At 72.0% G+C, this 21,091-nt stretch carries 19 protein-coding genes; 6 read left to right on the top strand and 13 right to left on the bottom strand.

The annotated features are described in order from the left end of the window. Positions 1-14: 14 nt before the first annotated feature. Positions 15-1,355 (top strand): M14 family metallopeptidase, encoded by a 1,341-nt coding sequence (locus tag ACFXAE_RS11685; RefSeq protein WP_384711723.1) that lies wholly within the window; start codon positions 15-17, stop codon positions 1,353-1,355. Between the two features lie 9 nt (positions 1,356-1,364). On the opposite strand, the gene ACFXAE_RS11680 is transcribed toward ACFXAE_RS11685, so the two are convergent. The 5 genes from ACFXAE_RS11680 to ACFXAE_RS11660 form a co-directional block, all read right to left on the bottom strand. Further along, a complete protein-coding gene (locus ACFXAE_RS11680; protein ID WP_384711720.1) occupies positions 1,365-1,946 on the bottom strand; it encodes a hypothetical protein in 582 nt (193 codons plus the stop codon). 83 nt (positions 1,947-2,029) lie between these two features. Further along, a complete protein-coding gene (locus ACFXAE_RS11675) occupies positions 2,030-3,517 on the bottom strand; it encodes a GntP family permease (protein WP_384711717.1) in 1,488 nt (495 codons plus the stop codon). A 119-nt stretch (positions 3,518-3,636) separates the two neighbouring features. Further along, entirely contained in the window at positions 3,637-4,047 is a 411-nt protein-coding gene (locus ACFXAE_RS11670; protein WP_384711714.1) for a RidA family protein, read from the bottom strand. A 13-nt stretch (positions 4,048-4,060) separates the two neighbouring features. Continuing rightward, on the bottom strand, positions 4,061-4,819 hold the full coding sequence (locus tag ACFXAE_RS11665; RefSeq protein WP_384711711.1) for an IclR family transcriptional regulator: 759 nt from the start codon (positions 4,817-4,819) through the stop codon (positions 4,061-4,063). Then, a complete protein-coding gene (locus ACFXAE_RS11660; protein ID WP_384711915.1) occupies positions 4,816-5,904 on the bottom strand; it encodes a sugar kinase in 1,089 nt (362 codons plus the stop codon). Before ACFXAE_RS11660 ends, ACFXAE_RS11665 begins: the two co-directional genes overlap by 4 nt. 176 nt (positions 5,905-6,080) lie before the next feature. Between ACFXAE_RS11660 and ACFXAE_RS11655 the strand changes: the two genes are divergently transcribed. After that, positions 6,081-7,346, top strand: coding sequence for an amino acid deaminase (locus tag ACFXAE_RS11655; protein WP_384711708.1), 1,266 nt, complete (start codon positions 6,081-6,083; stop codon positions 7,344-7,346). An 11-nt stretch (positions 7,347-7,357) separates the two neighbouring features. Beyond that, entirely contained in the window at positions 7,358-8,968 is a 1,611-nt protein-coding gene (locus ACFXAE_RS11650; RefSeq protein WP_384711705.1) for an amidohydrolase family protein, read from the top strand. Between the two features lie 20 nt (positions 8,969-8,988). Here the strand turns inward: ACFXAE_RS11650 and ACFXAE_RS11645 are convergent, their stop codons facing one another. After that, complete coding sequence (locus ACFXAE_RS11645) at positions 8,989-9,921, bottom strand: trypsin-like serine peptidase (protein ID WP_384711702.1); 933 nt, start codon at positions 9,919-9,921, stop codon at positions 8,989-8,991. A gap of 259 nt (positions 9,922-10,180) precedes the next feature. Beyond that, entirely contained in the window at positions 10,181-10,990 is an 810-nt protein-coding gene (locus ACFXAE_RS11640; protein WP_384711699.1) for a hypothetical protein, read from the bottom strand. A gap of 124 nt (positions 10,991-11,114) precedes the next feature. Between ACFXAE_RS11640 and ACFXAE_RS11635 the strand changes: the two genes are divergently transcribed. Beyond that, positions 11,115-12,326, top strand: coding sequence for a pyridoxal phosphate-dependent aminotransferase (locus ACFXAE_RS11635; protein ID WP_384711697.1), 1,212 nt, complete (start codon positions 11,115-11,117; stop codon positions 12,324-12,326). Between the two features lie 122 nt (positions 12,327-12,448). Next, positions 12,449-12,874, top strand: a complete 426-nt coding sequence (locus tag ACFXAE_RS11630; RefSeq protein ID WP_384711694.1) for a hypothetical protein — start codon at positions 12,449-12,451, stop codon at positions 12,872-12,874. Between the two features lie 387 nt (positions 12,875-13,261). On the opposite strand, the gene ACFXAE_RS11625 is transcribed toward ACFXAE_RS11630, so the two are convergent. From ACFXAE_RS11625 to ACFXAE_RS11615, 3 genes are all read right to left on the bottom strand, one after another. After that, positions 13,262-15,364, bottom strand: a complete 2,103-nt coding sequence (locus ACFXAE_RS11625; protein ID WP_384711691.1) for an NACHT domain-containing protein — start codon at positions 15,362-15,364, stop codon at positions 13,262-13,264. Positions 15,365-15,986: 622 nt separating this feature from the next. Beyond that, positions 15,987-16,388, bottom strand: a complete 402-nt coding sequence (locus tag ACFXAE_RS11620) for a VOC family protein (protein WP_384711688.1) — start codon at positions 16,386-16,388, stop codon at positions 15,987-15,989. Then, entirely contained in the window at positions 16,385-16,906 is a 522-nt protein-coding gene (locus ACFXAE_RS11615; protein WP_384711685.1) for a cupin domain-containing protein, read from the bottom strand. Before ACFXAE_RS11615 ends, ACFXAE_RS11620 begins: the two co-directional genes overlap by 4 nt. A 248-nt stretch (positions 16,907-17,154) precedes the next feature. On the opposite strand from ACFXAE_RS11615, the gene ACFXAE_RS11610 reads away from it, so the two are divergent. Next, on the top strand, positions 17,155-17,661 hold the full coding sequence (locus ACFXAE_RS11610) for a MarR family winged helix-turn-helix transcriptional regulator (protein WP_384711683.1): 507 nt from the start codon (positions 17,155-17,157) through the stop codon (positions 17,659-17,661). A 208-nt stretch (positions 17,662-17,869) separates the two neighbouring features. Here the strand turns inward: ACFXAE_RS11610 and ACFXAE_RS11605 are convergent, their stop codons facing one another. The 3 genes from ACFXAE_RS11605 to ACFXAE_RS11595 all read right to left on the bottom strand — a co-directional run bounded on the left by ACFXAE_RS11605 (position 17,870) and on the right by ACFXAE_RS11595 (position 20,865). After that, positions 17,870-19,351 (bottom strand): VCBS repeat-containing protein, encoded by a 1,482-nt coding sequence (locus ACFXAE_RS11605; protein WP_384711680.1) that lies wholly within the window; start codon positions 19,349-19,351, stop codon positions 17,870-17,872. A gap of 137 nt (positions 19,352-19,488) precedes the next feature. After that, positions 19,489-20,100 (bottom strand): SMI1/KNR4 family protein, encoded by a 612-nt coding sequence (locus tag ACFXAE_RS11600; protein WP_384711677.1) that lies wholly within the window; start codon positions 20,098-20,100, stop codon positions 19,489-19,491. Positions 20,101-20,265: 165 nt separating this feature from the next. Continuing rightward, positions 20,266-20,865 carry a hypothetical protein gene (locus ACFXAE_RS11595; RefSeq protein WP_384711674.1) on the bottom strand — a complete coding sequence of 200 codons (600 nt, stop codon included), beginning with the start codon at positions 20,863-20,865 and terminating at the stop codon, positions 20,266-20,268. Between the last annotated feature and the right edge of the window lie 226 nt (positions 20,866-21,091).

Here is a 21,091-nt window from a genome sequence, read left to right as displayed (position 1 = left end):
CACAAGGAGACTTCATGCGACTCCGCATCCGTGGCAGACGGCGCTCCGCCGCGCTCGCCACCCTCCTCGCCCTCGCCCTCGCGGCGCCGCTGTCGCTGACGGCGTCCCAGGCCGGCGCGGCCGGCGCCGACCGCGCCGCGCCCTCGGCCGAGGACATCCGCCAGTACGAGATCCACCAGCACACGACTCCCGTGACCCGTACGGCGATCCAGCGCTCCGGGGTCACCGTGGACGAGGCCGACGAGGAGACCGTGGTGGTCTCCGGGCGCGCGGACCAGATCCGGGCGCTGCGGCAACAGGGATACGAGGTCACGCCCCTGGGTGCCGCTCCGGACCGCTCCTCCGCCGCCGACGGGCCCCGGCTGTTCGACTTCCCGTCGGCCGACTCCCGCTACCACAACTACGCCGAGATGAACGCGGAGATCGACCAGCGGCTGTCGGCGTATCCGAGCATCATGAGCAAGCGGGTGATCGGCAAGTCCTACCAGGGCCGCGACATCGTCGCCATCAAGATCAGCGACAACGTGGCGAGCGACGAGAGCGAGCCCGAGGTCCTGTTCACCCACCACCAGCACGCCCGCGAGCACCTGACCGTGGAGATGGCCCTGTACCTGCTGCGCGAGCTCGGCGCGGGGTACGGCAGCGACTCCCGGATCACCAACATGGTCAACGGCCGGGAGATCTGGATCGTCCCCGACCTCAATCCGGACGGCGGCGAGTACGACATCGCCTCCGGCTCCTACCGCTCCTGGCGCAAGAACCGCCAGCCCAACTCCGGTTCGTCGTACGTCGGCACCGACCTGAACCGCAACTGGGACTACCGCTGGGGCTGCTGCGGCGGCTCCTCGGGCTCCACGTCCTCCGAGACGTACCGCGGTTCCGGCCCCGAGTCGGCCACCGAGGTGAAGGTCGTGGCGAACTTCGTGCGCAGCCGGGTCGTCGGCGGGGTGCAGCAGATCAAGGCCGGCGTCGACTTCCACACCTACAGCGAGCTGGTGCTGTGGCCGTTCGGCTACACCTACTCCGACACCACGACCGGCATGACGGCCGACGACCACGCCGCCTTCAGGACCGTCGGCCAGAAGATGGCGGCCAGCAACGGCTACACGCCCCAGCAGTCCAGCGACCTGTACATCACGGACGGGTCGATCGACGACTACCTGTGGGGCACGCACAAGATCTTCGGCTACACCTTCGAGATGTACCCGGGTTCCAGCTCCGGAGGCGGGTTCTACCCGCCCGACGAGGTCATCGAGCGGGAGACGTCCCGTAACCGGGACGCCGTCCTGCAACTCCTGGAGAACGCGGACTGCATGTACCGCTCCATCGGCAAGGAGGCTCAGTACTGCCGATAGGCGCGGCCGCTACTTCTCGGTGTCGTCCTCGGTGGACTCCGTGGCCCCGGTGGACTCCGTGGCCTCGGTGGACTCCGTGGCCTTGTCCGCGTCGTCCTCGAAGTACTCGTCCAGGACCGCGTCCAGTGCGGTGTCCCATTCGGCGAAGCGGCTCCTGGACGGGGCCTCGACCTCCAGCGGGTACCAACGGCGGTCGGGGGTGTGGACGGTGACCGTCCAGCGCTTGCCGAAGCGGGCGGTCTCCGTCTCCACCGCGCCGATCTCGTCCCAGCGGAACTCGCACTCCTGGTCGTCCAGACGCAGGCGTACGCCGCTGTGGTCGGCGACGACCCGGGCACGGCGGTCGGAGGCCTCGAAGACGGGGCCGTCGGGGGCCGCCTCCTCCTCGGGGGCGGCCTCCTCCTCCGGCTCCGCCCCCGGTTCCGATTCCGGCTCCGTCTCGGGCTCCGGGGCCGTGTCCTCCGGTTCCCCCGGCTTCGCCTTCGCGTCCTCCTCCCGGCCGGACGCGGGCGAGGTGAGCCCGGGGATGAATGCCGGGTCGAATCCGGCGCCTTCCAGGGGCTGGCTGCTCGAACCTATGCGCTGCTCCACACCGCAGGAGTATGGTCGATAAACCTGTGCCGGGCACAGCCAGCCCCAACTTCGTTATCGGACGCCTACACAGGCATCACGGCTCACACGACGAGACTGAGCGCGGCGGCGACCACGAAACCGGCCACGGACAGCACGCTCTCCAGCACCGTCCACGTCTTGAGCGTGTCCCGCTCGCTGATGCCGAAGTACTTGGCGACCATCCAGAAACCGCCGTCGTTGACGTGCGAGGCGAAGATCGAGCCCGCCGAGATGGCCATGATGACCAGCGCGACGAACGCCTGCGAGTGGTCCCCCTCGGCCAGCAGCGGGGCCACGATGCCCGCCGTCGTCACGATCGCCACCGTCGCCGAGCCCTGCGCGACCCGCAGCACCACGGAGATCAGGTAGGACAGGACGATCACCGGCAGGCCGACGTCGTTGAAGGTGTCCGAGAGCGCCTGCGCGACCCCGCTGGCCTTGAGGACGGCGCCGAAGACGCCGCCCGCGCCGACCACCAGCAGGATGTTGCCGACCGGCTTGAGGGAGGACGTGGAGACGGTCTCCAGGGACCTGCGGGACCAGCCGCGCCGGATGCCCAGCAGGTAGTACGCGAGGAACAGGGCGAGGGTGAGGGCCACGAAGGGGTGGCCGAAGAACTCGATGACCGAGCGGAGGGTGGAGGGGTCCAGCGCGATCGAGGAGAAGGTGGCCGCGAGGATCAGGACGAGCGGCGTACCGATGATGCCGAGGACCGTGCCGAGCGGCACCGGCGCCTCGCGCGGCTCGGCCCCGGACGCCCGCTGCTCGGCGACGACGGCCTGCTTGGCCTCCTCGGCGGCCTCGACCATGTCCTGCGGTACGGCGACGAAGATGCGCTTGCCGATCCAGGCGGAGTAGACCCAGGCGGCGACGACGGCCGGCAGACCGCAGACGACGCCCATGAGGATGACCCAGCCCAGGTCGACGTGGAGCAGTCCGGCGGCGGCCACCGGGCCCGGGTGCGGGGGCAGGAACGCGTGGGTGACGGACAGGCCGGCGAGGAGGGGGAGGCAGTAGAGCAGGATCGACTTGCCGGAGCGCTTGGCGGCGGCGTAGACGATCGGCGCGAGGACGAAGATGCCGACGTCGAAGAAGACCGGGACACCGAAGATCAGACCGGTGAGACCCATGGCGAGCGGGGCGCGCTTCTCGCCGAACAGGCCGAGCAGCCGGCCCGCCAGGACCTCCGCGCCGCCGCTGACCTCGAGGATCGCGCCGAGCATCGTGCCCAGGCCGATGATGATCGCGACATGGCCGAGGATGCCGCCCATCCCGGACTCGATGGTGGACACCGCGTCCGAGCGCTGGACCGTGCCGAAGAGTTCGGTGACCGACAGGCCCGCCATCAGGCCGACGGCTATGGAGACGCCGAGCAGGGCGACGAAGGGCTGGAGCCGGACCTTGATGATCAGGTAGAGGAGGAGCGCGATGCCGAGGGCTGCGACGGTCAGCAGGCCCGCCGTGCCGTCGACGAGGAGGAGCAGTCCTCCGGTGTGCGGTGGTGTCTGAACCGGTGCGGAGGCGGCGAGCGGGAGGAGCGGATGGGACATTCGGGGGTCCTCTGGGTAAGGGCATGGGGCTTTCGGGCAGGGGGGATCGCGGCGCGGCGTCCCAGGAGTGCGGGCCGCCGTGCCGTGACGACGTGCGGTGGTGGGGAAGAGGGCGCGGGTCAGCCGAGGACGGCGAGCGCGTCGATCTCGATGAGGAGGCCGGCGGGGAGACCGACGTAGACGGTCGTGCGGGCGGCGGGCGGCTGGGTGAGGCCCTGCTCCTCGAAGTAGGTGTTGTAGATCCCGTTCATCTCCGCGAAGTGGTCCACGTCGGTGAGGTAGACGCGGATCATCATCACGTCGTCCCAGCTCGCGCCGCCCTCCTCGAGGATCGCCTTGACGTTGGCGAGGGTCTGGAGGGTCTGCTCGCGCAGGGTCGGCCCGGCGGGGGTGGGGGCCTTGCCCTCCTCGGCGGGCAGGAACCCGACCTGGCCGGCGACCTGGAGGATGTTGCCCTTGCGGACGCCGTGGGAGAACTTCGCGGGCGGGGTGGTGTGGGTGGTGGGGGTCAGCGCGACTTTCTCGGTCATGCGGGTCTTTCCTTCACTGGAGTTCTGCCGGGGTCCTGCCGGAGTACTCGCCGCTGATCGCATCCGCCGTACGGCGCACCAGTGGGAGCAGGGTGAGGAGTTCGTCGGCGGTGACGACGACGTTCGGCGCGGAGACCGACATCGCGGCGACCACCCGGCCGTCGGCGCCGCGGATCGGCGCGGCGACGCAGTTGATGGACTCCTCGTGGCCGCCGAGGTCGGTGGCCCAGCCCTGTTCGCGCACCTTGGCCAGTTCCTGGAGGAACGCGGTGGCGTGAGGTGTCGAACGGGACGTGTACATGGGGTAGTCGAGCTTCTCCGCGAGGGCGCGGCGCTCGTGTTCGGGCAGGTCGGCGAGGAGGAGCTTGGCGACGGCCGCGACGGTGATGGCGACCGGTTTGCCGATCCGTGAGTACATACGCACCGGGTAGCGGCTCTCCACCTTGTCGATGTAGAGGACCTCGTTCTCCTCGTACACGGCGAGGTGGACGGTGTGTCCGCACTTCTCGTTGAGGCGTACGAGGTGGGCGTGGGCGATCTCGCGGACGTCGAGGTTCTCCATCGCCTCCTGGGCGAGGGCGAAGAGGCGGGCGCCGAGGCGGTAGCGCTGGTCGGACTGGCGGTAGACCAGGCCGTGCTCGTGGAGGGTGCGCAGGAGGCGGAGGGCCGTGGACTTGTGCACGTCCAGGCGGTCGGCGACCTGGCCGAGGTCGGCGGGGCCCTCCGCGAGCAGCGGGAGGATGCTCAGGGCGCGGTCTACGGTCTGGCTCATGGGGTGGGTGCCTCCTCTTCGTCCCGGTCCATGGTGTCGGTCCAGCCGGGGCCGAGTCGCAGTTTCCCCCACGCGGTGTCGTCCAGGGCGACCAGGCGGTCGGCGAGGGTGCGGGGCGGGGGTGTGGCGAGGTCGCCGGGGGTGGTGAGGGTGGCTGCGGCCATGAGGTGGCCGTGGCGCAGGCGGTCGCGTAGCGGGAGGTCCCGGAGGGTCGCGGAGAGGAAGCCTGCGGCGAAGGCGTCGCCGGCGCCGGTGGTTGCGACTACGTCGACTTTCAGGGCGGGGGCGGTTGTGGCTGGGCGGGGACGGGTCGCGCGGCCCGGCGCTTGCGGGGTGCCGTCCGCGCCCACCCGTGCCGCCCCGGCGGCACGACTGCCCGCGGGGAGGCGGGTACGACTGCCCGCGGTTCGGCCAAAGGCCACGGCCCCGCGTGCCCCCTGCTTCACCACCAGGATCTCCGGTTCGGGCAGGACCTGTCGGATCGACGTCGGGCCGCCTGTGATGCCCCAGGCCTCCTCTGCCTCGTCCTCTCCCACGAAGACGATGTCGGCCCTGCGGGCCAGTTCCAGCAGGATCTCCGGGCCGTGGGCGTCGCGCCACAGGGCCGGGCGGTGGTTGACGTCGAAGGAGATCAGGGGACGGGCGGGGTGGGGGGCGGTCAGTTCCCGCATCAGGGACAGGCAGCCCTCGGAGAGTGCAGGCGTGATGCCGGACAGGTGCAGGACGCGTCCCGCGCGTACCGCCTCCAGGTCGAGGTCCGCGGCCGTCATCGCGGAGGCCGCCGAGCCCGCCCGGTAGTACGCGACCTCGTGGGCGTCCGTCGCGCGGTCGCCGGCCGTGCGGAAGTAGATGCCGGTCGGGCGGGTCGGGTCGCGGCGGACGTGCGACACGTCGACGCCGTACCCGCCGATCGCCTCGACGAGGTGGTCGCCGAAGCCGTCGGCGCCCACCCGGCTGATCCACCGGGTGGTGTGGCCCGCCGCCGCGAGCACGCACGCCACGTTGGACTCCGCGCCGCCGATGCCCCGGTCGAAGGAGGGGACGTCGGCGAGGCGGCCCGGCCGGGTGGGCAGGAACGTCACCATGGACTCGCCGAGCGCGACAACGTCCACGGCGTGGCTCCTTCTCTTCTGCGGGTGAGGCGGTTCCGCGGGTGAGGCGGTGTCCGTTGACCCCGCGTGGCCGAGATGTTAGACAGCGGTAAGCGATATACGCAACGAGTGTTGCAAGTAGTGCAACACTGCTGAACAGGGAGGCTCTGATGGTCCTCGACGCTCTCGTCCGCCTCACCGAGGAACGGGTCGATCACCGCTTCAAGGGCCTTCCGCCGGACGCCGAGGGGCTGACCGTCGGCGAGCTGGCCGCGCAGCGCCGCAACCTCTTCACCGACGGCTTCACCACCCCCGTGCTCGCGCTCTCCGCGGAGCGCCTGGAGCACAACCTGAAGCTGATGGAGGCGTACGCGGCCCGGCACGGGCTCGCCTTCGCCCCGCACGGCAAGACCTCCATGGCCCCGCAGCTCTTCCACCGCCAGATCGGGCACGGGGCCTGGGGCATCACGCTCGCCGTTCCGCACCAGGTGCGGGTGGCGCGGGCGTACGGGATCGAGCGGGTCTTCCTCGCCAACGAGCTGGTGGACGCGGCGGCCCTGCGGTGGATCGCCGCCGAGCTGGACGCCGACCCCGGCTTCCGCTTCGTCTGTTACGTCGACTCCGTGCGCGGGGTCGAGCTGATGGACGCCGCCCTCGCCGGGGCTTCCCGCCCGGTGGACGTGGTCGTCGAGCTCGCCGCCGGGGAGGGTGCCCGCACCGGTGTGCGGACGGAGGCCGAGTGCGCCGCCGTCGCCGATGCCGTGGCCGGCGCGCGGGGGCTGCGGCTGGTCGGGGTCGCCGGGTACGAGGGCGAGGTGCCGCGGGCGGATCCGGAACGGGTGCACGCCTGGCTGCGGCGGCTGGTGTCCCTCGCCGTGGACTTCGACGAGGCCGGACGGTTCGCGGGGCTGGACGAGATCGTGGTGAGCGCGGGCGGCAGCGCCTGGTTCGACGCGGTGGCGGACGTGTTCGCCGAGGTCCCGGAACTCTCCGCTCCCGTGCTGAAACTGCTGCGCTCGGGCGCGTACGTCTCGCACGACGACGGCCACTACCGCAAGCTGACCCCCTTCAACCGGGTCCCGCAGGAGGGCGCGCTGGAACCGGCGTTCCGGCTGTGGACGCAGGTGGTGTCCCGGCCGTCCGCCGAGCAGGCGTTCGCCAACGCGGGCAAGCGGGACGCGGCCTACGACCTCGACCTGCCGTTCGCCCAGGTGGTCCGCCGGGACGGCGTCGAGCGCCCGGCCACCGGGATCTCGGTGACCGGGCTGTCCGACCAGCACGCCTGGCTGCGTACCACCGGGGAGGCCGATCTGGAGGTGGGAGACTGGGTGGGGCTCGGACTGTCCCACCCGTGCACGTCGTTCGACAAGTGGGTGCTCATCCCCGTGGCGGAGGCCGACGGCACGGTGGTCGACTACGTCCGTACGTTCTTCTAGGAGGCCGGCACATGGAAGAGCTCGTCATCCGGGACGCGGACGTCGTCGACGGCTCCGGCGACCACGCGTACCGCGCGGACGTGGTCGTGGACGGCGGCCGCATCGTCTCCATCGTGAAGGAGGCGGCGAACGCGGGCTGTCAGCGCCCGAAGGCCCGCCGCGAACTGGACGCCGAGGGCCTGGTGCTGGCCCCCGGCTTCATCGACATGCACGCCCACAGCGATCTGGCGCTGCTGCGCGACCCCGACCACAGCGCCAAGGCCGCGCAGGGCGTCACCCTCGAAGTCCTCGGCCAGGACGGGCTGTCGTACGCCCCGGTCGACGACCGGACGCTGGGCGAGGTACGCCGGGCGATCGCCGGGTGGAACGGCTCCGGCGACGACATCGACTTCGACTGGCGGTCGGTGGGCGAGTACCTGGACCGGCTCGACCGCGGCATCGCGGTCAACGCCGCGTACCTGATCCCGCAGGGCACGGTCCGCGCGCTCGCCGTCGGCTGGGAGGACCGGGAGGCGACGCCCGAAGAGCTGGACCGGATGCGGCGGTTGGTCGCGGAGGGCATGGAGCAGGGCGCGGTCGGCATGTCGTCGGGGCTGACGTACACGCCCGGCATGTACGCCGAGGACGCCGAACTCACCGAGCTGTGCCGGGTGGTGGCGTCGTACGGCGGCTACTACTGCCCGCACCACCGCTCGTACGGCGCCGGGGCGCTGGAGGCGTACGAGGAGATGGTGGCGCTGACGAGGGAGGCGGACTGCCCGCTGCACCTCGCGCACGCCACGATGAACTTCGGCGTGAACAAGGGCCGGGCGCCCGAACTGCTGGCCCTGCTGGACGACGCGCTGGACGCCGGGGCCGACATCACGCTCGACACCTACCCCTACACGCCCGGCTGCACCACCCTCGTGGCGCTGCTGCCGAGTTGGGCGAACGAGGGCGGTCCGGAGGAGGTCCTGCGGCGGCTCGCCGACGAGGAGACGGCCGAGCGGATCCGGCACCATCTGGAGGTCACCGGCTCGGACGGCTGCCACGGCGTGCCCGTGGAGTGGGAGACCATCGAGATCTCGGGGGTGGGCGACCCGGCGCTGGGCGAGTACGTCGGCCGTACGGTCCTGGAGTCGGCGCGGGCGCGCGGCGAGAGCCCCTGGGCGGTCGCGCGGGAGCTGCTGCTGAAGGACCGGCTCGCCCCGACGATCCTCCAGCACGTCGGCCACGAGGAGAACGTACGGGCGATCATGCGGCACCGGGTGCACACCGGTGGCTCGGACGGCATCCTCCAGGGTGCCAAGCCGCACCCGCGCGCGTACGGGACGTTCCCGCACTACCTCGGGCACTACGTAAGGGAGTTGGGGGTGCTGTCGTTGGAGGAGTGCGTGGCGCACCTGACCTCGCGTCCGGCCGCCCGGCTGCGGCTGCCGGACCGGGGGCTGGTCCGCGAGGGGTACAGGGCGGACCTGGTGCTGTTCGACCCGGCGACGGTGGCCGCGGGGTCGACCTTCGCCGAGCCCCGGACGCTTCCGACGGGCATCCCGTACGTGCTGGTCGACGGGCGTTTCGTGATCGAGGACGGGCGGCGCACGGATGTGCTGGCGGGGCGGGCGGTCCGCAGGACTCCCCGCTGACCGCCCGCCCCTCGGACCCCTTACGGCTTGGGCAGGACGCAGCCGCTCGCGCTCAGGTCGAGCTTGTTGTCCACGCCGAAGCAGGCGGGGAACAGGTAGGTCTGCTGGGCGTAGTTGATGCCCTGGCGGACCGTGACCTCGCCGTTCTCGTCGACCTCGCACGGGTTGTCGACCGTGCAGCGCTCGCCGTCCGTGTTGCCGGTGTTGTTGACGGCGACCACCTGGCCGGTGGCGTCGTCGACGACCGGTGAGCCGGAGGTGCCGCCGATGGTGTCGCAGGCGGAGGTGTAACGGACCGAGTCCTTCCAGGTCCAGTTCCCCTCCTTCATGCGGTACGCGAACCCGTCGATGGAGCAGTTGTAGATCCGCTTCCAGTACCCGGAGACCACGCTGATGGACGTACCGGCCGCCGGGCGGGTGTCGCTCAGGGGCAGTGCGTCGATGCCGTACGCGCTCTTGATCTGTGCGTACGTCGTGCCCAGCCGGTAGATCGCCGCGTCCGTGTCGGTCATGGTCGCGTAGACGAGCCGGTCGGCGCGCAGGGTGGCGACCCTGGAGCCGGCGGAGTTCAGCAGCCCGAAGCTGCGGCCGGACGCCCGGTCGACGAGGACCTGACCGGGCGCGGGGAATCCGCTCTCCAGGCAGTGGCCGTTGGTGAGCACGAGCGCCGGGTCGTCGGCGGCCGAGTCGGGCATGCGGACGACGGAGCCGGAGCAGTTGCTGAGCGACACCGTGCCCGCGAAGTTCACCGCGCCGGCCTTCGGCGCGGTGAGTCCGGACAGGGTGTCCGTCGCGGTCCCGACCACGCCGTTGACGACATCCGTCAGCGTGGTCGGGGCCGTGTCCGTGGTCGTGTCCGCGCCCGTGGGGGAAGGCGCGGCGGCGACCGCGGGAGTCGCGCCCGCCCCGGCGAAGGCCAGGGCGCAGAGCGCGACGACGAGAGGTTTTCTCATGGGGGTCCCCTCTTGCGGCGTCGGGCGACCGGAAGACCTTCCGGCCGCCCACGAAATTGTCATGCGCATTGTCAGCACGTGGACGACGAGGGGGCAAGGACTTGTTTCCGGCCGGTAACTTCGTCGCGCGATCAGGGTCTCCCGAGGCGGCCGGAGCGGGGGCGGCGGGAGCGGGGAGAGTCCGTGTGGAGGCGATGGAGGGGGTGGAGAGGGGTGGAGGGCGGTGCAGGGGGGTGGAGGGAATGGAGAGGGCGGGCCGCTACTTGGGCCGCTTCGGACCCTGCCCCCTTCCCGGCCGGTCGTCGGAGCCGCCCGGGCCGGGGTCGCCCGGCCCCGTGGTGGTGGAGGGGGCCACCGCCGGATCGCCCGGTGCGGAGGTGACCCCGGCCGACGGTTCGGCCGACGCCCCGCCGGACGGGTTCTCCCCGTCCTTCCGGTCCTCGCCCTCGGCGCTCGCGCCGGGAGTGCCCGGAGTACCCGGAGTACCCGGAGTGCCCGGAGTACCCGGAGTGCCCGGGCCGGCCGAAGGACCGCCGCCGGCGGCGGCCGGCTCCCCGGCGGAGGAGGACGCGTCCGGCCCCGCGGACGACGCCCCGGACTCCCCGGCCACCGGTCCGGTACGGCCGTCCTTGCCGTCGGGCGCACCGGACGGCGAGCCCGAGAAGGCGAACCCCGCGATCAGCGCCGCCACCGACATCGCGCCCACCGCTCCGGCGGCCACCACCGCACGACGCGAACGCCGGGCGCCGGCCCTGCGCCGGCCCGAACCATGGCGCGGGCGGCCCGCACCGGACCGGCCGCCCGCACCGCCCGCCACCGCGTCCCCCTCCCCGGGACGGGGCACACCGCGCGGCCCGCCGCCCGCCCGCGCGAAGGACGCGTCCCGCTCCCCCACCGGCGGCAGTTCGCGCGTCTCGTCGTACGCGTCCTGCCAGCCGTGAGCGCTCGCCGGGTCGACGTACTCGTCGTATTCCGGGGGCGGAGTGGTCTGCGGGAGATACACGTTCGGTGGACCCTGGGGCTCCGGCGTACCGTTCCCCCCATCGGCGTACCGAGAAGGCCTGGACATGGCGGCGCATTGTAGGGAAACGAGGCACTCCAGGGACAGCGAGCGGACAAACCGCCCGAACCGGAGCGTCTCACGTGGCGGAGAACACGGCCCGAAGGGCCATACCGGGCCGTAAGCTCCCAGCATGCAGGTGATCCAGTCGACCAAGCTCGCCAACGTCTGTTACGAGATCCGGGGCCCGGTGCTCGAGGAGGCGATGCGGCTGGAAGCGGCCGGTCACCGCATCCTCAAGCTGAACACCGGCAATCCGGCGGCGTTCGGCTTCGAGTGCCCGCCCGAGATCCTGGAGGACATCCTCCGCAACGTGTCGACGGCGCACGGCTACGGCGACGCGAAGGGCCTGCTGGCCGCGCGCCGGGCGGTGGTCATGCACAACCAGACCCTCGGCATCGAGACCGACGTCGAGCACGTCTTCATCGGCAACGGCGTGTCCGAGCTGATCGTGATGGCGATGCAGGGACTGCTGGACGACGGCGACGAGGTGCTCGTCCCCGCGCCCGACTATCCGCTGTGGACGGCGGCCGTCTCGCTCTCCGGCGGTACGGCGGTGCACTACCGCTGCGACGAGCAGTCGGACTGGATGCCGGACCTCGCCGACGTCGAGCGCAAGGTCACCGACCGCACCAAGGCGATCGTGATCATCAACCCGAACAACCCGACCGGCGCGGTCTACGACGAGGAGGTCCTCAAGGGCCTCACCGACATCGCCCGCCGCCACAACCTGCTGGTCTGCTCCGACGAGATCTACGACAAGATCCTCTACGACGACGCGCGGCACATCCCGACCGCGTCCGTCGCCCCCGATCTGCTCACCCTCACCTTCAACGGCATGTCGAAGGCGTACCGGGTGGCCGGCTACCGGGTGGGCTGGATGTCGATCTCGGGCCCGCGCGCCCATGCCGACTCCTACATCGAGGGCCTGACGATCCTGGCGAACATGCGCCTGTGCGCGAACATGCCGGGCCAGCACGGGGTGGTCGCGGCGCTCAGCGGACGCCAGACGATCAACGAGCTCGTCCTGCCCGGCGGGCGGCTGCGCGAGCAGCGGGACACGGCGTACGAGCTGCTGACCCAGATCCCCGGCGTGAGCTGCGTGAAGCCGAAGGGGGCGCTGTACCTCTTCCCGCGACTCGACCCCGACGTCTTCAAGATCAAGGACGACCGGCGGATGGTCCTGGACCTGCTGCGCCGCGAGAAGATCATGGTCGTCCAGGGCACCGGCTTCAACTGGCCGGAGCCGGACCACTTCCGGGTGGTGACCCTGCCGTCGGTCACCGACCTGCGGGACGCGGTCGGGCGGATCGCCCGCTTCCTGGACGGCTACGGCCAGCCCTGACGACTCTTCGCGCACACCCTTTTCGCGAATGCCCCTTTTGCGAACATCCTTTTCACGAACGACTCAACTTTAGACTGAATCCAAGCTAGGATGGTTTCCTGTTACGCCACAGGAGGCCATCCATGTACGAACCGATCCGCGCCAAGTCGGTCCACAGCACGATGGCCGGCACTCCCCGCGACTTCCCCCACCGGTCCCGCGAGGAAGAGCTGGACATCCAGCTCGCGGGGCATCTCGCCGCACTGCTCGCCGTCACCGACGGGCTGCGCGTGGCGGCGCCCTCGGCCGATCTGGACACCGCGGCCGAGCGGCTCGCCGGGGAGATCGCCCGCCTGCGGGGAGGACGTACGCCGGCCCGCGCCTCGGCGACCACGAGGGACCGCGAGCCGAACGCGGCGGCCCTGCACCGACGGGCGCACGCGCTCGCCGGCCGCGCCCTGGTCGTCGCCGCCTCCCGCGCCGACACGGCGGTGGCGATCCTCGCCGCCGAGCGGATGGACGCGCACACCGCGGCCCTGGAGCCGCGCGCCCTCGCACCCTCCCACTGAGCCCCCGCGGGGGCTCCCCTCGACGGCCCCGGTCCGCGTGCACCCGCAGCGACGCGCGGACCGGGCGCCACACACACCACCGCCGGCGGGGCACCCCGGGCAGCCCGCCCGGGGTGCCCCGTCGGCGTTTCGCACGCGGTCGGCGGGTGACGTCGACCGACGCCGTGGACGCCTCGTGCAGGTCGTCCCCGGGCCGGCTGACCGTGCGGGTCGTGTCCCGCCGGGTACGCGGGATGCCGTCGACGGTGAAGGTGCCGTCCGCGGTGACCGCCGCCGCCGGGGTGCCGGTGGTACACCGACACGTCCGGATGTCCTCGGAGTGCACGCCCCCGGGCGAGTCCCGCGCGTGCGGGTCGGCCGTCGTGGCCGGTCGGCCGAAGAGCGGTCTCAAGACCGCCGCCGGTGTCCCTGTGACGAGGGAGGGCGCCCCGGGGCACCCCCCGCGCCCGGCCGGGCCGCCAGCCACTCCTGCAGTTCGCGGTGGCGGAACTGGTAGGCGAAGCCCTCGACGCGCATGATGCCCGCTTCGACGCACCACTCGAGGAAGCCGCCGAGTGCCGCGGGGAGTCGGTGGCTCGCGACGAACTTGAAGAGGACGTAGCGGCGCCAGGCCCTCGCCGCGAGGGTGAAGGCGGGGAGGACGGCGAGGATCGCACCGTAGGCGAAGCCGAGGACGCTCTCCGTCCACTGGGCGATCAGCGAGCCGACCCACAGGGAAGTGACGGCCGCCCAGAAGAGCGCGTAGCGCAGTTCCGCACGCAGCGGGTCGCGTGGATCGGTCAGGGTGGCCTGCGGGTGGTCGCCGGTACTCCAGACGGCCTGTGAGGTCACGAACGACAGGACGTTCGCGACCAGGACCAACGCGAACAGCGACGGGCCGAGGCCCCGGTCCACCAGGAACAACACCCAACCGATGGCGTACATCACGTTCAGGCCGATCATCTTCGGCTCTCCCAGCAGCCGCCAGTCGAGGTGACGTGGAACAGGCTGCCGCCGGGTGTTCTCCAGCGCCACGGGCAGCACCGTCTGCATCAGGAACAGCAGGCCGAAGGCGGCGAAAAGGGGCGGGTACGGGAGGCTCTCCCAAGGCGTGAGGCCGAGCCGCTCGGCCAGGTTGATCGAGACGACGAACGGCAAGGTCAGCAGCGCGAGCTCGGCATAGTGCATCCCGGAGTCGCGCTCCATCCGCCACAGCCGGTGCAGCACCAGATCCGTGTCGGAGACCACCTCGTCACGGGGGCGCGGGGCGTCGTCCGACTCGTCCGGCCGATGGTCCTCCCGCAGGTGCCCGGCCAGGGTGGTCAGCCACTCCTCGACCTTCGCGGGGTCCCGTCGACGGCCGGCGTCCGGCCGCTGGTTGTGCGTCGACGCGGCGGCGCGGACGTACAGGCCGAGCAGGTGGGCCGGTACGGCGTCCAACGGCATCGCCAGGAGCGCGTCGGGGCTGCGCAGCGGGCGGTAGTCGTGTTCGTCGCGCTCGGTGTACGCCGTGGTCAGCAGGGCCATCCGCCATGGGGTGTCGAGGACCCGGGCCAGCCCGCGCGGGGTGCCGGTCCAGGTGAGGGCCTCGGCGAGCCGTCGCCATTCGGGCAGCCACTCCCCCGTCTCGTCCTGGCCGCTCCTGCCCAGGAACGCGAGCTGCTGGTCACTGGAGAGCGGCTGGAGGGTGACGACGGTGGCGTGTTCGAGCCTCTCCTTCGACTTCAGGGCGTTGTAGCGGTCGGCTCGGCAGACCACCACGAGCGGCGCCCGGCCCGTCCGGCCGTCGTACTCGCGGTTGAGCCGTCGCAGGGCCCTCAGCGCACGGGTCTTCGCGGGCGGCACGCCGGGCGGGTCCATCTCGTCGAGTCCGTCGAGGATGGGCAGGACGAGACGGTCGTCGAGGAGTTGGCGTGCCACGGCCTTGGAGCGGACCAGGCCTCTCTCCTTCAGGTAGCCGGACAGCCACTCGACCAGCTTGAGTTCGGTGTTCCAGGTGGACAGCGGGATGCGTACGGGCACCGGATCGCCGTCCTGCCAGCCGTCCATCAGGTGGGCCATCAGCTGAGTCGCGGCGACCGTCTTTCCGGAGCCCGGGCCGCCGAGGACGACCAGGCGGTCCTTGCACCGTGACGAGGTGAAGTAGTCGCCCAGCGGATCCGACACCGTGATCCCGGGATCGGCGGAGTCCTTGAAGCCGACGGGGATCACATTGTCGGAGCCCGGGAAGTAGCCGCGTGGAGCGGCCATGAGACGCCGGTCCACCTGGTTCTTGAAATCGGCCAGTTGGCGTGCGCGGTCCGACCGCTCGGCCCTGACCGTGAGACCCAGCCCGTACAGGGCGAGACCGACGGCCGCCGCGCCGAACGCGGTCGCGAGGATGTCGGCCAGTGGGCTGTCGCGCAGCGGCGCGGTGTCCCGGAAGACGAAGAGTCCGGCCGCACCCACCAGGAAGACGACGGCCAGGCCGCCCCACATGAAACCGCGATACGCCCCCCGTGTCGCCCTCATGATTCATGAAGTCTGCTGATTCATCGGGGACTTGGCAATGCGGGAGTTGCGTGGAGCGCCGCGGTCCCGCTGCGGGCCGGCGGCCGTCCGGCCGGTGCACCGGCACCGGCGCCGGCTTCCCGGGCCGAAGCCCGCGCCGCCACCCTCCGCAAGGGGGCGGCGTGATGCGACCGGCCGCGACGCTGGAACTGCTCGCGACACCGGCCGGGGTGTCCGGCATATCCCGGGCAGGCGCTCGCGCCGGCGCGGTGCCGGGCGTACGGTCCCGGACGCGCGCGGCGACCGGGTCGTCGCCGAGGATCTCCGCGCCGGCGGCGAAGTCCGCGACCGCCTCGCGGTCGCTCCGGTCGGGCTCTCGGCAGTTGGACCCTGCCCGCGCCGCAGCCGCGCCCGGTGCCGGGGCGAGCCCTGCGGGTGGCGGACACGCAGGACCGGTTCACCGCCGGGGAACGGGTCCAGGACGCCCTCGGGGCCGACGGCGTGAGCGGCGTGTCGTACATGGTCGAGACCGGTACGCGCCGCGAGAGCCGACCGCCTCCTCCGAGCGGATCGTCGATCATGGCGGGCCGCGTGCCGGGCCACGGCCCCTTGCGGCCCGACCCTGCGTGGGCGGGCCCCGGGTTCAGGCGGTCCAGTCGCGTGAGCACAGGACGAGGAGGTACCCGTCGGGATCGGCGACGGTCACGCCGTACTCGTCCCAGTAGGGGTTGTGCGCGGGAGTCCTGGTGCCCCCGTGTGCCTCCAGGCGTTCGACCAGCGATGCGGCGACCGGGGCGCCGAGGTAGACCACGAACAGGTCGTCCACCGTCAAAGTGGGCTCGATCGGCCGTTCGGGGTCACGGGTGAGTTCGAAGTGCCAGGTGGCACCCGGCGGCCCGACCATGAGCAAGTCGTGCTCGCCGGGGACCCGTTCAGTGGTCCGCCGGAGCACTTCGAGTCCGAGGCCCTCCACGTAGAAGCGTTCCGCGGCGGCCAGGTCCCTCGACGGCCGGGCCACCCGGATCCGGGTCGTGGAGCCGATCATGCGGAACCCTCCAGGGCGGCACGCCATGCGGGGCTGTCGACGTAGTGGTTGTCGAAGCGCTCCGACGACTCGGCGATCTCCTTCGGGTCGGCCTCGCCACGCATCACCCGGCCGAGCAGGCGCAGGTAGTCGAACCTGCCCATGCCGGGGGTGAAGACGAACAGGACGTCCGCTTCACGGTCCGGGGCGGCCGCGAAGGCGTGCGGGGTGCGGGGCGGGACCGCGAGGAAGTCGCCTTCCTCCAGGACGGTGACTTCCTCACCCACCAGCACCCGCAGAGATCCGCTGATCACGAAGAACAGTTCCGACGCCCGGGTGTGGAAGTGGGCCGGCGCTCCTGCCGCGCCCTTCGCGAAGGTGGACCGGTAGCTCGTGAACCCGCCTGCGCCACCGTCCGAATCGGCCAGAAGGGTCATCACGCTGCTCGGGTCGGAACAGGTCTCGGCGTCCGCACGCCGGGTCAGCACCGCCGCGGGCGGAATGCTGGTCGCGGACATGGTGGGTGTCTTCTCGTTCATGATCATCTCCTGGGGTCTTGGGGGGCGTTCCCGTCCGAGGACGTGGACGTACACACGCGAGGCCGGGTCGGGTGCCTCAGCCGTCCGGCGCGATCGGGGCCGCGCTCGGACGAAGAGTGAGTTCCGGCACCGAGGGCACCCCCGTCGTTCAGCCTTGATAATCTCAACGTTGAGATAAAAACAGCACGAACGTCTCAACGTCAAGTCTCTTAACGTTGAGAAGATGTTGACGGAGAGGAGCGGTGGAGATGAGCGATGTCGTGGACGCGATCATCGACCAGTGGGCGAAGGAGCGCCCCGATGTGGTGGAGGACCTCTGGCCGGTGGAACTCTTCGCACGGATCCAGCGGCTGGCCCGGGTGATCGACAAGTCCGCCAGGGCCACGGCCGCCGCGCACGGAGTGGAACACGGCGAGTTCGACGTGCTCACCACACTGCAGCGCTCCGGGCCCCCCTATGCGCTCACCGCGGGGGCCTTCCTCAAAGCGTCCATGGTGACCTCCGGAGCGATCACCAACCGCATCGACAGGATGGAGGCCAAGGGCCTCGTCGAGCGGGTGCGCGAAGGCGGCGACCGGCGCACCGTCAAGATCCGCCTCACCGAGCACGGACACGAGGTCACCCGGGCCGCCTTCGCCGACCATCTGGCGAACTACGCGCAACTGCTCGTCGGCGTGGACCGCGACCTGGTCGGGAGGACCGCCGGGGGTCTCCGGCAGATGCTGGAGAACCTCGGCGACACGCCCGTCACGTGACGGGTCGGGGCGGGGGCTCGCGCTGCTGGAGGCGCCGGCGGTGAGGTGGGGCGTGGCGCACGGGCCCGGCGGCAAGACCGTGTGGTGCGAGCTGGGGGCGGGGCCGGGCGGTGGTGCGGTGCCCCTGGTGTCCTCCGGAGGGTTCGGCCGTACGGCTGCCGCGGGCCGCGACCCGCGGCAGCCGTTCCTCACGCCGCGTCGCCGGGGATCAGCCGCCCAGGACCGAGCCGAACTCGGCGTCCGGGTGGGTGAGGCCGAAGTCCCGCGCGCCGAACGAGGTCGCGCCGATCGTCGTCGGTCCGGCCGCCGAGCCGCGCAGCACCCAGTCGGCGCCGTCGCGCACCGACCCGGCGAGGACGTCCTCGCCCTTCGCCGCGACCGTGAGGTCCGCCGTGCCGTCACCGTCGAGGTCGGCGATGTCCACGGCGGAGCCGAACCAGTCGTCCGCCTCCGCGGTGCCGGGCACGCCGTCGGCGGCCTGGTGGAACACCTGGGCGCCGGTCTCGGTCGGACCGGTGGCCGAGCCGTGGAGCAGGACCGTCGCGCCGGTCCCCGACACGCCTCGGACCGTCGCGCCCGGCGCCCCGGCCGCCACGTCGTCGTAGCCGTCGCCCGTGACGTCGCCGACCGCGACGGACGCGCCGAAGTTGTCACCGGCCCGGCCGCCGCCCGGGGCGTCGAGCGTGGTGGTGCGGTGGGCGCCGAGGCCGTCCGCGCTGCCGTGGCGGACGTGGACGAAGCCCGCCGCGTCCGGGTACTCGCCCGTGGTGGTCGCCGACGCGGGAACGTGGCCGGTGACGAGGTCGGCGTAGCCGTCGCCGTCGACGTCCCCGGCGGCGGTCGCGACGGTGGGTGCCTCGTTCGCACCGGAGGCGTCGGCGCCCGGGTCCGGCAGCCAGGCCTCCTGCAGCCCGCTGTCGCTCCACGTGAAGACGGCGGTGTACTGGCAGCCGCCCGTCGTCCCGCCGCAGTTCTCCAGCCCGGTGACGACGAGCTGGGCGCGTCCGGCGCCGGTGAAGTCGCCGACGGTGAGGGTGCGCGGCTGTATGTAGGAGTTGTAGTTGTGGAAGCGCGCCGCGTCGGTGGGCGCCGTACGGCCCGCCAGGTCGTCGTACACCCACAGGTTGGTGCGGCTGAGCGCGGCGAGCTGCGGCGTGCCGTCGCCGTCGAGGTCGGCGACGACGACCTTCTTGCCGTACTCCTTCTCGGCGTCCCACTGGCTGGAGGCGAGCGGGCTGGCGATCGAGATGCCGTCGCCGGTCAGGCCGGTCGCGCCGCCCCACAGGACGGTGAGCGTGCCGAAGGACTGGCTGTAGGGGACCGCGTCGCCCGGCGCGCCGACGACGAGGTCCGTGTAGCCGTCGGCGTCGAGGTCGCCGGCGGCGTGGCTGGTGCCGAACAGGTCGTGCGACCCGGCGTCGCCGGGGACGCCCGGGGAGTTCTGGGTGAGGGTCGTCGAACGGGCGGGCGAGACGCCGTCGGCGGACCCGTACAGGACGGTGACCGAGCCGGCGTCGGCGTGACCGTCGACGGGAGCGTTGGGGGTGGCCACGACGAGGTCGGCGACGCCGTCGCCGTTGAAGTCGTCGGCCGTGGAGGTGGCCGCGCTCGCTGTGGGGGCGAGGGCCAGGGACAGGCCCGCGGCTGCCGTGGCGACCGCCAGGGCGACGGCCAGGGTGCGTGTGCGCAAGATTGCTCCAGTGTCGGAGAACAGCGGTGAGGCGTGGGGGGCCATACGCACGACGGTCCTGGTGGGGCGGGGGTTGTACGCGAGCGGACGGAAACCGGGATCCGTGGGCGAACAACTCCGAGTCCTTCACCCGGGGTTCACATCCGAGGGCCGCTGCTCCTGGCCGACGTCGTTCGGAAGACGGTGACTTCGGTGCCGACCGGGGGCAACGCCCACGGTTCCAGCGTCCCGTCGCAGTACTCGGCGAGGAACTGCACCGCACCGCCCTCGTAGTGCCACCAGCCGCCGTTGCGGGACGCGACGGTGACGGGCCACTGCTGCGGGCCGGCACCGACGGTGGTCCAGAGGAACTTGTCGCCCTCGTTGGACTCCGCCCACGGCAGGAGACCGCCCGGTGCGGGGTGCGGACGCAGACCGATGGACATGTCGGCCTCCCACCACGCCCGAACGACCCCGTCGAGGTCCTCGCGGACACCTTGGAGCCAGTGGTGCTCCTCGCCCGGTTCGGGAAGACCGACGAGGAGGAAGTCGTCGAGGGCGAACGTCGGGTACCACTCCGCGAGCTGCCGGTAATCGGCGGGCAGCGCGGTGCCCAGGCCGTCTTCGAGCAGGGTCCAGTCGAGGAGGGCGGGAGCCGGCCGGCGGTGCCCGGCCAGTCCCGGAACGGCCCGCTCCAGTGCCCCGACGGCCTCCGCCGGCTCGGTGACGCGCCGCGCCGGGGTCTGGGTGCCGATCAGATCGTCAGTCATGGCAGGCAGCGTGCCAGACCGGTCCGACACCGGCGTGTGGCGGGCTCACGAGCCGGTGCGGAGCCGTCGCGGGACGCCGAGGACGACCTGTCCCCGGTCTCCGAAACTCCGGTCTCCGGTCTCCGGAGATCCGTTCTCCGGTCTCCGGTCTCCGAAGGTGCGCGCTCAATCGCCGCCGTCACCGGCGTCCGGGAGGTCCACGCCGTCGTGGTCGGCCCGGTCGGCGCCGTCCGGTGGCGCCTCTCCGTCGCCGCTCCGCCGCGTCCGGAGGGCCTCCCGCCTCCTCTCCTCCGCCCACGAGGAGAGGAAGACCGCACCGCACAGCCCCGCCACGCCCGCCAGCATGAGAGCGGTTCCGGCGTAGAACACGGCCGCGGCCTGATGACTGTCCGGACCACTCGTGGAGAGCAGGACCGCCCCGCCCGGCAGCACCCCGAAGATCCACGTGCCGCACACCAGTGACAGGGTGATGCTCTCGTAGACCCCGGCGTTCTCTTTCGCCGTCACCGCCCGACCCGGCGACACCACCGGGAACAGGGCCACGACCTGGCAGAGCAGACAGGCCGCCTGCAGCACGGCGTAGTCCGCGAGCGTCACCTCCCGCGACCAGTGGCGCACGAGCCCGGCCACGGCACAGACCAGCAGAGCCGCGCCGCCCACGAACATCCACGTCTGGCGCAGCCACGGGGCGTCGGCCAGGTCGTCCCACCACCACCGCAAGGCGTCCGCGCGCCGTCGGAGGTGTCTTCCGGAGTCCTCGCTCATGCCTGCCCCCCGTTGCCGGTCGAACCGCGTGGAGGGATCCTGCCCGCTTCGGGTCGGGCGTCAACTCCGGTTCCCCCGTTCTCGTACGCGCGGTCCGCCGCTTCGGCGTCCCCTGGTTCCGGAGCGGCACGGACCCGCCGGCCGGAGTGGCCGGTTCCCGTTGCGTACCGGTATCACCCGGACACCGGCCGTTCACCGGAGCCGCCGGGGAACGTTGGATTCCGCA

Source organism: Streptomyces sp. NPDC059454 (assembly GCF_042749965.1).
GTDB lineage: Bacteria > Actinomycetota > Actinomycetes > Streptomycetales > Streptomycetaceae > Streptomyces.
Note: the sequence above shows the minus strand (reverse complement) of the source record. Positions and strands in the feature narration are given on the sequence as shown.